General features: G+C 64.4%; 11 protein-coding genes. 7 read left to right on the forward strand and 4 right to left on the reverse strand.

Translation table 11 applies throughout. The features are described from left to right. Window positions 1–216: 216 nt before the first annotated feature. Window positions 217–486, reverse strand: coding sequence for a hypothetical protein (locus tag AAF184_22285; GenBank protein MEO0425080.1), 270 nt, complete (start codon window positions 484–486; stop codon window positions 217–219). A gap of 356 nt (window positions 487–842) precedes the next feature. On the opposite strand from AAF184_22285, the gene AAF184_22290 reads away from it, so the two are divergent. Next, window positions 843–2,312: a carboxypeptidase gene (locus tag AAF184_22290; protein MEO0425081.1), complete on the forward strand. Its 1,470-nt coding sequence runs from the start codon at window positions 843–845 to the stop codon at window positions 2,310–2,312. A 35-nt stretch (window positions 2,313–2,347) separates the two neighbouring features. Here AAF184_22290 and AAF184_22295 read toward each other — a convergent pair whose 3' ends face one another. Next, window positions 2,348–2,845 carry a hypothetical protein gene (locus AAF184_22295; protein ID MEO0425082.1) on the reverse strand — a complete coding sequence of 166 codons (498 nt, stop codon included), beginning with the start codon at window positions 2,843–2,845 and terminating at the stop codon, window positions 2,348–2,350. A 32-nt stretch (window positions 2,846–2,877) separates the two neighbouring features. Further along, window positions 2,878–3,963, reverse strand: a complete 1,086-nt coding sequence (locus AAF184_22300; protein ID MEO0425083.1) for an ABC transporter substrate-binding protein — start codon at window positions 3,961–3,963, stop codon at window positions 2,878–2,880. A gap of 188 nt (window positions 3,964–4,151) precedes the next feature. Here AAF184_22300 and AAF184_22305 point away from each other — a divergent pair, with 188 nt between their 5' ends. The 3 genes from AAF184_22305 (at window position 4,152) to AAF184_22315 (ending at window position 6,882) form a co-directional block, all read left to right on the forward strand. Continuing rightward, a complete protein-coding gene (locus AAF184_22305; GenBank protein ID MEO0425084.1) occupies window positions 4,152–5,030 on the forward strand; it encodes a LysR family transcriptional regulator in 879 nt (292 codons plus the stop codon). 168 nt (window positions 5,031–5,198) lie between these two features. After that, a complete protein-coding gene (locus AAF184_22310) occupies window positions 5,199–6,296 on the forward strand; it encodes a beta-eliminating lyase-related protein (protein MEO0425085.1) in 1,098 nt (365 codons plus the stop codon). 94 nt (window positions 6,297–6,390) lie between these two features. Beyond that, on the forward strand, window positions 6,391–6,882 hold the full coding sequence (locus tag AAF184_22315) for a LysM peptidoglycan-binding domain-containing protein (protein ID MEO0425086.1): 492 nt from the start codon (window positions 6,391–6,393) through the stop codon (window positions 6,880–6,882). On the opposite strand, the gene AAF184_22320 is transcribed toward AAF184_22315, so the two are convergent. Beyond that, complete coding sequence (locus AAF184_22320; GenBank protein ID MEO0425087.1) at window positions 6,879–7,781, reverse strand: pirin-like C-terminal cupin domain-containing protein; 903 nt, start codon at window positions 7,779–7,781, stop codon at window positions 6,879–6,881. The two genes, AAF184_22315 and AAF184_22320, sit on opposite strands and share 4 nt — an antisense overlap. 117 nt (window positions 7,782–7,898) lie before the next feature. Between AAF184_22320 and AAF184_22325 the strand changes: the two genes are divergently transcribed. The 3 genes from AAF184_22325 to AAF184_22335 all read left to right on the forward strand — a co-directional run. Continuing rightward, window positions 7,899–8,801: a LysR substrate-binding domain-containing protein gene (locus tag AAF184_22325; GenBank protein MEO0425088.1), complete on the forward strand. Its 903-nt coding sequence runs from the start codon at window positions 7,899–7,901 to the stop codon at window positions 8,799–8,801. A gap of 146 nt (window positions 8,802–8,947) precedes the next feature. Beyond that, window positions 8,948–10,102, forward strand: coding sequence for a hypothetical protein (locus AAF184_22330; GenBank protein ID MEO0425089.1), 1,155 nt, complete (start codon window positions 8,948–8,950; stop codon window positions 10,100–10,102). Between the two features lie 138 nt (window positions 10,103–10,240). Next, window positions 10,241–10,524: hypothetical protein (locus tag AAF184_22335; protein MEO0425090.1), on the forward strand; the 284-nt coding region annotated here is incomplete at its 3' end.

Raw genomic sequence — 10,524 nt, forward strand, 5'->3', positions numbered from 1 at the left:
ATCAGCAGCAGCATCGCCAGGCAAAGCACCTGGCGCGCGGGGTATTGGGTCGTCACGTTTGCACTCCATGAGCGTTGTTATCGGGGGCGGTTGATCGGCCCTTGAAGTGCTCTACGCAAGCGGCGACTGAATTACGACACATGCAGCACGATGCGCGGCGAGACTGCGGGCGCGACCCGCCTACCCGCGGCGATCAGCGACTGCACTGCGTCGGGGTTAGCCCTCCCTGAGCCTCTCGATTTCTTCGGCGAGGTGGTGGCTCTTGTGCGTATCGGTGACGATCGCCTCCAACACCTGCACACGCTCGCGCAGGCGCTCGATCTCTGCGTCCCGCTCGGCCAACGCACTCTCGACCCTCTTGTTCACCGCTGACGAGGATGCATCGACGTTGCCGGACTCATCGATGCCATGCTTAGCCCGAACCACGGCCACCACGGCCCAGGCGATGATGGCCACGACCGGGATGATGAAAGGAGTATCGAACATTGGGCATTGGCCTCGGTTGCAGGGAGTGTAAGCCTAACTACTCTACCGCGTGTCACGGTCGCCCACATGGCGAATGCGAGCACCGCGGTTGAGGCGCTGTTGCTGCGAAGCCCCGACGACGCGACGCCTTGAGCCCGCGAAGCGCGTTCCCGCACGGTGTTACCCTCAACACGCGCCTGATCCAAGCCCAGTCGGGGCCCGAACCACCACAGGAACCGCCCATGAAGCCCCAAGCATCATCGTCGCCCTCTCCACGGCGAGCCCTCCACACGCTGCTCACCACGGTGGCATTGCTATTCACGAGTGGCGCCAGCTTGGGTGCGGAGGCCGCCACCGAGGGCACGGCCGCCGAAGGCATGGAGGAGAAGGCGGCAGCGGCGCTTCCCCGTCGCGAGTTACCGGCCGACAGCGCGCAAACCCGCGAAGCCGAGGTGAAGATCCGCGGCAAACGCGTGCCCTACCGCGTCACGATCGGCACCCAGCCCGTCTACGGCGACGAGGACACGGCGATCGCCGCCCTCCACTACACCTACTACGAGCGCAGCGACGTGGAGGCACGCGAACGGCGCCCCCTGTTCATCTCCTTCAACGGTGGCCCAGGGTCCGGCTCCCTGTGGATGCACCTCGGCTACACCAGCCCGAAGGGGCTGATGATCGACGAGGAAGGCTACCCGGTGCAGCCCTACGGCGTGCGCGACAATCCTCACTCGATTCTCGATGTCGCCGACATCGTCTACGTCAATCCCGTGAACACGGGCTTCTCGCGAATCCTCGATGAGAGCGTCGATCGCGAGGCGTTCTTCGGCGTCGAGGCGGACGTGAAGTACCTCGCCGGCTGGATCGACGTCTTCGTGTCGCGCATCGGCCGCTGGCGTTCGCCGAAATACCTCATCGGCGAGAGCTACGGCACCACGCGCGTGTCTGGCCTCGCAGGGGAACTGCAGAACCGCCACTGGATGTACCTGAACGGCGTCATCCTGGTGTCGCCCACGGGCCTCGGTCTGGAGGCCACCGGGCCGTCGCCCCGTTCGACCCTGTTGAAGCTCCCCTACTACGCCGCGGCGGCGCACTATCACGGCCAGCTCGAACCCGCCCTGCAGCAGAAAGACCTGATGGAACTGCTACCAGAGGTCGAGGCCTTCACGATCGAGCAGTACCTGCCCGTGGCCGCGAAGGGCGGCTTCGTCGATGATGGCGAGCGTCGCGAGGTGGCCCAGCAGGTCGCTCGCTACGCCGGCCTCACGGAGCGCTTCGTGCTCGACTACAACCTCGCGGTGCCAGCCTCGGCCTTCTGGAAGGAACTGCTGCGCGAGGAGGGGTACACGATCGGCCGGCTGGATTCGCGCTACCTGGGCCTCGACCGGGAGAACGCCGGCGAGGCCTACGACTACCCGCCTGAGCTCATCTCCTGGAACCACGCCTTCGCCCCGGCCATCAACGCCTACCTGCGCGATGAACTCGAGTTCAAGACGGACCTGCAGTACTACCTCTTCGGCCCCGTGCGACCGTGGGAGGGGCAGGACACGAACGTGGCGGAGGAGCTACGCCAGGCCATGGCGCAGAACCCTTACCTCAACGTGATGGTGCAGTCGGGTTACTACGACGGCGCCACGGACTACTTCTCCGCCAAGTACGTGCTGTGGAACCTCGACCGCAGCGGACGCCTGAAGGACCGGATGCGCTTCGAGGGCTACCGCAGCGGCCACATGATGTACCTGCGCGCCGAGGATCTGGCGACGTCCAACCAGCACCTTCGCGAGTTCATCCAGCAGAGCACGCCGGGGGATGGGGTGCCGGCGAGCTATGGGTCCGTGGGGGATCGCTGAACGCGGCCACCCCTTGAACGCCCCGGCGACCGTACCTAAGCAGGCCGAGGCGCACTCGAGGCGGCGCAGCACGTAGCGAACTCGTAGGAGCGGGTCACGATCGCTTTCACCTGCTCGAGCTCCTCCATGCTGCGCGGCGAGTACACCATCACCAGTCCCACGGGAAGCTGCCCGGCCGTCACCAGATAGTGGTGCTCGCCCCAGCCCTTGTCGATCATCGCCAGGGCATCTTCCGGGGCCAACATCACGTGCATGCTGCCGCTGTCCGGGTGCGGATGGATGTGCGCAAACTCCCGACTGACCATGAACGCCGCATGGTTGCACTCGACATGATCGTGCAACACCAGCGCGCGGGCGCCCGGCACGGAGATGCCACTCGGCACGTTGTCGACGTTGGCCAGGGCGAAGGCCCAAGCATGGAGCTCGCGGACCACCTCGTCCGGCCCGTGCTGCGTCAGTTGCGAGTGCGGCAACTTGCTCGTGGTCTGCGGCTTCGAACCGGGGCGTTTCGTGAGCACCAGGGTACTTGTCATCGAATCCTCCATGGGATTGTCGAGGGTCGAGGTCAGGGCTTCTCGTCGTAGTTCATGTCCACAGGCGTCGGGCCCGTCGCTTCGCCGATGAGCTGACGTAGCTGGAGCCGGAACCTCTCGACCATTGCCCGCTTCATCATGAAACGCCTGAAGTCACCGGGAGAGGTGTTGTGATGGAGGACTGACTGGTAGCCGGCTGGCGCTTCCACATCCATGCGCACGGGGAACTGCAGCCAAGTCGCCTGGAACTCCTCGGACAACATCCAGTTTAGGTAGAGCTTGGCCGCCGCCTTGTGCCGCGCCTGAGTAGGGATGGCGGCAGTTTGAAACCACGTGAGAAAGAAGTCGCTCTCCGGCAGCAGGAAGCGGGTGTGGCTTCCCGGTGCTGACTCGAACGCCCAGAAGGTGGTGAAGCTCGCCGTATACCAACCGTGGTTGACGGCCACGTAAGGCATCGCCGTCCCCCGTACCCACACCGGCTCGTTCTGCACCAGCTTCTCGAGATAGTCCCAACCGTACCGCTCCTTGAGATGCCAGAACTGGTAGAGAACGGCATCGTCGTCGTGGGGATAGGTGAGGATGATCCTGCCCTTGAGCGCTGGATCTAGGTAGTCCAAAGCATCACGGGGCGCGTCCTCCAATGCGATCAAATCGGTGTTGACGTAGTTACTGAACGTGACTCCGTAGAGGCTCGTCCAGCGCCCGTGAGGGTCCTTGTGGTCAGGGAACACCTTGTCCCAGTGTTTGGGTTTGTAGGGCTCCAACAGCCCGCGCTCCGCGTAGTACTCGAAATCGTGGAGGGTTTGGAATTGAATGACATCGGGAACGCGGGCGATGTCGCCGGCGACGCGTGCATTGTCGTAGCGCGGCGCATGATTGAGGCTCACGTCGACGGAGTGAATCACCTTCAGCGCAGGGAAGCGTGCCTTGAATTTGTCCAGGTAGTAGTCGATTTGATCGGGCTTGTCGCCGCCCGCTCGCAGCACGAGCTCTCCTCCCTCCGAAAGCGCCTCCGCATAAAGCGTATCGAGAGACTTGGTTTCGATGTCCACCGCAGCGAGCGTCGTTGGCGACAGGCTCGCACCGAGCACCATCGCCACCAACCCCAGCGCGGTCAATCGCTGTCGTTCCACCACTTCCCCCTTTCATGATCCAAGGCGGAGGGATACCCATCACGCCGTTGCATGCCACGGCTTGCTGCCAAGGCAGAGCAAAGATAGATAATGGGGCGACAGGTGATAACGGGGCAGCGCTGGGATGCTCCATCCCAGCTACCGGGACAATCGATATGGACGTTCTCAAGGCGATGACAGTCTTCACGCAGGTGGCGAAGGATGGCGGTTTCGCCACCGCCGCGCGCTCACTGGAGCTATCCACCTCGGCGGTCAGCCGACACGTGATGGAACTGGAGACGTGGCTTGGTGTTGATCTCCTTCAGCGCACGACACGCAAGCTATCGCTTACGCAGGAAGGCAGCGACTACCTAGCAGCGTGCCAAGGCGTGCTGGAGGCCGTGGAGCGCATCAGGCTCGACGCTAGGGAGGCGAATACGGAGCCCTCCGGCACTCTTCGGCTCACCGCACCGGTGTTCCTCGCCAGCGCGTGCATCCGCCAAGCACTGCCCGCGTTTCTTAAGGCGCACCCGAAGATCAGCGTCGAACTCCATGCTGCAGATCGATTCGTCGACCTCATTGAGGAGGGTTTCGATATCGCGCTGCGCGTCGGTGACCTGCCAGACTCGTCATTGGTGGCAAGAGGACTTGGGGAGGTCCGCCTCGTCATCGTTGCCAGCCCGGAGTACCTGCGTACCCGTGGTGAACCACATGCGCCAGCGGATCTCGACCATCACAACTGTATCGTCGATCGCGCCGCCACCTTTGGCAATCGTTGGCCGGTACGCGACGGCGAAGGCAAACGCGCGAACACGGGAGTCTCCGGGAACATCGCCGTCAACAACGGCGAGTTGGCGCGAGATCTCGCGCTACAGGATATCGGGCTGGCGCTGTTGCCCGAGTTCTTCGTGAGCCGTGAGCTCGAACTAGGCCACCTCAAGGAGGTGCTCAGGGGCTACGTCGACAGCGCCATTGGCCTCTACCTCCTCTACCCAAAGGGGCGACACGTGAGCCCGAGGGTGCGGGCATTCATCGACTTCCTGGTGGACTACTTCCACCGCGCGCCCCGATAGCGTTGTGGGTCACGAGTAGATGAGCAATCCAGACCGCATCACCCACGTTGCGAAGCGGTTCGGGAACACCCCTGCACGAGCGGTCATCATGAGCCTTCGCCCATTCGAGGTAAGCTGTCGCTAGAGGCAACCATCGAGTCACGAATTGCCGGATACAGGAGGAATTGCATGTACGACGGGGCCCTGCTCGGCCACCCGCTAGCGCTGCAATGCACGCGCTTCATCACTCGCCACAAGCCGCTGACCCAGCGCCAGTGGCTGCAGCGCATGGAGCAGGTGCCCGAAGTAGATCTCGCCGTCGATTGCTACGGCGATGGACCCGCCATGCAGCTGCTCGAGCGCAAGATGGCGGACCTGTTGGGTAAGGAACAGGCGCTGTTCGTCCACAAGGGCAGCGTGGTGCAGTACGCAGCGCTGCTCGAATACGCTCACCGCTCGGGCAGACGCCACATCGCCATCCACCCGCAGTCTCACTTCGCCGTCGACGAGGCTGACGCCCATCAGGTGCTGCTTGGGCTGGACGCGGTGCCCTTCGGCCGGGCGCACGAGGCGATTGGTGACGAGGACATCGAGCAGCTTGCGCCATTCGTCGAACAGCTGAGCACGATCTGCATCGAGTTGCCCGTGAGGCGGGCGGGCTTCCGACTCCCTGAGTGGGACACCCTGCTCGCGCTCAGGGCGTTTGCGCAGGAGGCACGGTTGCCGCTGCATATCGACGGCGCCAGGCTGCTGGAGTCAGCTCACTACTGGCACAAGCCCTACGACCAGGTAGCCGCCCTCGGCGACAGCGTCTACGTCTCCCTGTACAAGATGCTGGGCGCTGCGGCGGGCGGCGTGATCGCCGCCGATGAGGAGTTCATCAGCAGCTTGCGCGTGTGGCGCAGCCGCTTGGCGGGGGATCTCTACACCGCGTTCCCCTACGTACTGAGTGCCCTGTGGGGGCTGGCGCACTACCTGCCAAGAGTGGCTGAGTTCCACGCGCGAGCGCAGCGTCTCGCCGCCGCCTTCATCCAACGGTTCGGCGCCGATGCCGTCGCGCAACCGGTGCAAAGCAGCGGCTTCCAGCTGATTCTCCCCATCGCGCCGCAGGCCTTGCATGCGCTGACCTTGCGCGTCGCGCAGGAGCGCAAGACGTGGCTGTTCGACCGCGTGTATCCCTCGAACCATGGGCGCGCGATGGTGGAGATCCAGGTCGGCGATGCCCTGGACGACTGGCAGGACGACGAGTTGGTGGACTTCGTCTTCGACGTGATCAACACGCACTGAGCCAAGCGCCGGCGCAGTCCGCAGGCCCGCGCTGACCACGGGGAGGGCTATACTGCGACGGTCATAGAAAGATAGCCGTACGGGGGATACGCACATGGGCCTTCTCGATTTCGTCAGGGACGTCGGCCGCCAGGTCTTCAACTCCGATGCCGAAGCTGCGCAGATGATCCGCCAAGATCTGGATATCCAGCTCTCGGGGATTGAGAACCTCGAAGTGGAATTCGACGATGGCGTCGCCACCATCTGCGGTGACTGCGTCAACCAGAGCACCCGAGACACGGCCGTCTTGATCGTTGGCAACATCAAGGGTGTCGAGCGGGTGGTCGCGGACGACCTGCGCGTGCCAGCCCCCGCAGAGCTGCCGACGCCCACGGCCGAGTCAGCCCCCGGCGCGGCCCCCGCGGCCGCGGAAGAGAAGGCGGAGGTCTACGAGATCGTCAGCGGCGACACCCTGGGCGGGATAGCGAAGCGCTACTACGGCAACGCCGGCGCCTACATGCGCATCTTCGAGGCCAACCGCGGCATCATCGAAGACCCGAATCGGATCTACCCCGGGCAGAAGATCCGCATCCCGCTCGACGACTAAGTGCGCTCCGCGAGGCCGAACTCCCCTTCCAGCGGAGGGAAACGCCCTGCCTCGTACGCCCGCTTGACCTCGTCCACGGCCGCCTGCGTCGCCATCACAAAGGGGCCCTCCTGCACCACAGGCTCGCGTAGAGGCGCACCCTGAAGGATGACGACCTGGGCGTTCCGCGCACTGCTGATGCCCAGACGCTCGGGGGCTAACCCCGAACGCAAGGCCAACGCTTGCCCCTGACTCAAGGCGACGTGCTGCCCAGCCAAAGATAACTGCACGTTCCCCTCGATCGCGTGCAGCCACACCCCCATGTCGATAGGTACATCGTGGATGAAGGTGCCGCGTTCCCGTAGCTGCACATCGAGGATGGTGAAGGGCAACGCTGGCGATTGGGCGCCGACGACACCGTTGCTCTCTCCAAGCACCACGCGAACGCGGTACCTAGCGTTTTCGATCACAGGCATCTCACCTGCGGGCACATGCAGGGACGCGGGGCGATCGCCCTTCAAGTGAGCCGGCAGATTGACGAAGAGCTGAAGGCCGTGGGTGCGGGCCCCTGGGACCGGCGCCTCATCGTGCATGGCGCCGCTGCTGGCCCTTAGCCAGTACAAGTCGCCGGGGTGAAGCGCGATGTCATTGCCCAGTGAGTCCCTGTTGCGAAACACCCCCTCGCTGTCTTCGAACAACACGGAGACGGCGGACATCCCCGCATGGGGGTGAGCGCCGAAGGTGGACTCGCTCATGGTGTAGTGATCCACCATCACCAGCGGGTCCATCAACCCGTCGAAATCCTGCTGTCGGAAGCTCGTGGCAACAAAGCCCGTGCCGATGCGAAGGGGGGCGCCGGAGTGGGTCGGACCTATCGAAGCGGATTGCTCGGCGGGCGAGGTGGTCGATCGCGTGATCATGGCTCGTTCCTCCAAAGTGAATGCCTGAATACATACTGAGTTGGAACGCCCAGCGGGAAAACTGGCAATATTGGGAACCATCGTTCCATTTTTGGAACGAAAAAGCCTCCAGGCCTTATGGATCTCAACGACTACTACTATTTCGTTCACGTGGTCGAGAAGGGCGGTTTTGCCCCGGCTGGGCGGGCACTGGGGCTGCCCAAGTCACGCCTGAGCCGCCACGTGCAGCAGCTCGAAGATCGCCTCGGGGTGCGCCTGATCCAGCGCACCTCACGACGTTTCGTGGTCACGGACATGGGCGAGGCCTTCTACCGTCGCGCCCGGGCCGCGCTCGATGAGGTGGAAGCGGCTGAGGCCCTCATCGAGCAGCGAGCGGGCGTTCTCAGCGGCAAGGTGCGCCTGTCGTGCTCTGTCGGGATGGCACAGTTCGCGTTGCTCCAGCCCCTGTCGCGCTTCATGGCGGAGCACCCGCAGGTTGGCATCATCCAGCACGTCACCAACCAGACGGTCGATCTCGTCGAGATGGGTATCGACATTGCGATCCGTGGCTACAACGGCGCCCTGCCGGACTCCACCCTCGTGCAAAGGCGCATCGCGCCTGTCCCCTGGCACCTGTTCGCCAGCTACGCGTACCTCGAGCGCGAGGGTGTCCCCGCAACGCCGCAGGCACTAGCGGCTCATCGTGGCCTGAAGTCGGGGTGGCGCCCAGAGCTCGGGCATTGGGCGCTGCAGGGACCACAGGGCGAGACGGTCAGCATCCCCTTCCAACCGACCCTGTGCAGCGACGATATGGTGACCCTGCGTCAGGCTGCCATGGACGGCCACGGGATCGTGGCGCTGCCGGCATATGTGTGTCGCGCGGCGGTGGAAAAGGGGCACTTGGTGCGGGTGCTTCCGCAGTGGATCGCAGGCGATGCCTACCTCGCCATGCTGATGCCGTCACGTCGGGGCGTCTTGCCGGCGGTAGATGCGCTCGCACGATATCTGCAGCACGCGATGCCCGCGGAGGTCGCCAGCTAGCTTGCTTGGCCCATTGGAGCGGGGACCGCAGCAGCACTAGGCGGCCAACGACATCTGCAGCAACACGGCACATCGCGTGAAGGGTCTTCGGGCCGGGTTACGTACTACGCAGGTAGGACCCACCCACTCACAGCCAGGTGATCCCCATGCAGGTAAACCCAACAGTCTCCGGGCGCCTCGCCGCTACCGCGCTCCTCCTGACCACCGCCGTGGTCCCCACCGCACAGGCCGACGCACCGCTCGGCACGACCACCTTTTTCGACGGCATCAGCGCCTGCGACGAAGGCGCCGGCTGGTCGTTATCAGGAGAGTTCGCCGGCGTCGCACCGCTGGTCGTCAACAACCCGAACCTCTCCGACAGAACGGCCGGCCAGCCCCTCGCCAGCCGCGAGTTGCCGGACCATCACCACGAGTTCGAACTCACCATGCGCCTGCCCCCCAAGGTGATCGCCGCGGCCGGCGGCGCCGGCACGGACGTGGGCAAGGCGAAGACCTACCACAGCGATGGCGCCACGAGCGCCAGCAACAGCGACCTGCCCATCATGCAGATGCCGATGTGCGTGCAGACCAACACCAACGCGGTCGATTCCATGCCGATAGGATCTGCGGTGCTGCTATCCCCGAAAGTCACCGGCGCTCCCAACCGATGCCCCGACGGCTGGCAGTCCTTCGCCGCGGCGGATGGCCGCTTCGTCGTACCGTTGCCCAAGGGTGGCACGCCGCTCGGCGCGGTCGGTCAGGCGATCGAGGATTTCCAATCGCCACTCACTCACCAGCACGCGCTCAGCTCCACCGTAGACATCGGCAAGAAGGCGATCGCCGCCGCCAACAGCTGCTGCAACAGCAACGTGGGATGGACCAAGGACACGGCGATCGGTGGCCCCGCCGACCCCGCCCAAGGTTCCCTCCCCTACTTCACCCTGATGCTGTGCCTGAAGGCCGAGGCGCCCGCCCAACCCGCACCCATCGCCCAGGGACTGGTCGCGTTCTTCCCCAATCGGGACACCTGCCCTCAGACCTGGACCGCGAACGACGAGATGCGCGGCCATTACCTGGTGGGATCAGCGCTCGGCGATCAGGCCACCTTCGGCGGTGCCCCCCTCAGCGATCGGGAGAACCGCCAGCACCAGCACCCGTTCTCCGGCGAGGTGGGCCTCTCCAAGACCGAGGTGTTCGTCGCTCCTGGCGGCAGCCACCATTGGGCCAAGAAAAAGAAGTACAGCTACAACGGCACGTCGACGACGGCCGAGCAGGCGTCCGTGGCGCCGTACATCCAGATGTTGGCCTGCACCAAGGACTGAGCCGCGCGTAGACGGCAGGGCTGTCGGAACGGAGGTTTGTCCTATCGGCGAGGTTTTTCCGTTTAGAAGGGATGTCGACACCAAGTCGGCATCAGCGAAGAACAAGAATTCGAGCAACTTCTACAAGGACGAACCCCGATGCTGAAGATCAAACCGCTGCTCCTGGCAGCCCTCGCCCTGCCGGCCTTGCCGGCCAGTGCCACCATTGTTGGCTTCGAGGCGAACGCGAATGGCGTGAACGATTGCACCAGCGGCGCCGTGAACGGATGCCTCATCGCCCCCACGCAGGCCCCGTTGCCCGACGTCGTGGAGCAGAATCCCGACGACGGCATCCTGCTGGTGTGGGACGAGGTGCAGAACTTCACCCTCACCCAGGACCTGCGCGTCGACCGCGTGGCCGACCCCAACGCGGACTTCATCCA

This window comes from Pseudomonadota bacterium, assembly GCA_039815145.1.
Classification (GTDB): domain Bacteria; phylum Pseudomonadota; class Gammaproteobacteria; order Steroidobacterales; family JBCBZW01; genus JBCBZW01.

Bases quoted from the DNA above. Each gene is read 5' to 3' on its own strand.
- AAF184_22285 (MEO0425080.1), bottom strand. From the start codon at position 486: ATGTTCGATACTCCTTTCATCATCCCGGTCGTGGCCATCATCGCCTGG.
- AAF184_22290 (MEO0425081.1), top strand. From the start codon at position 843: ATGGAGGAGAAGGCGGCAGCGGCGCTTCCCCGTCGCGAGTTACCGGCC.
- AAF184_22295 (MEO0425082.1), bottom strand. From the start codon at position 2,845: ATGACAAGTACCCTGGTGCTCACGAAACGCCCCGGTTCGAAGCCGCAG.
- AAF184_22305 (MEO0425084.1), top strand. From the start codon at position 4,152: ATGACAGTCTTCACGCAGGTGGCGAAGGATGGCGGTTTCGCCACCGCC.
- AAF184_22310 (MEO0425085.1), top strand. From the start codon at position 5,199: ATGTACGACGGGGCCCTGCTCGGCCACCCGCTAGCGCTGCAATGCACG.
- AAF184_22315 (MEO0425086.1), top strand. From the start codon at position 6,391: ATGGGCCTTCTCGATTTCGTCAGGGACGTCGGCCGCCAGGTCTTCAAC.
- AAF184_22320 (MEO0425087.1), bottom strand. From the start codon at position 7,781: ATGATCACGCGATCGACCACCTCGCCCGCCGAGCAATCCGCTTCGATA.
- AAF184_22325 (MEO0425088.1), top strand. From the start codon at position 7,899: ATGGATCTCAACGACTACTACTATTTCGTTCACGTGGTCGAGAAGGGC.
- AAF184_22330 (MEO0425089.1), top strand. From the start codon at position 8,948: ATGCAGGTAAACCCAACAGTCTCCGGGCGCCTCGCCGCTACCGCGCTC.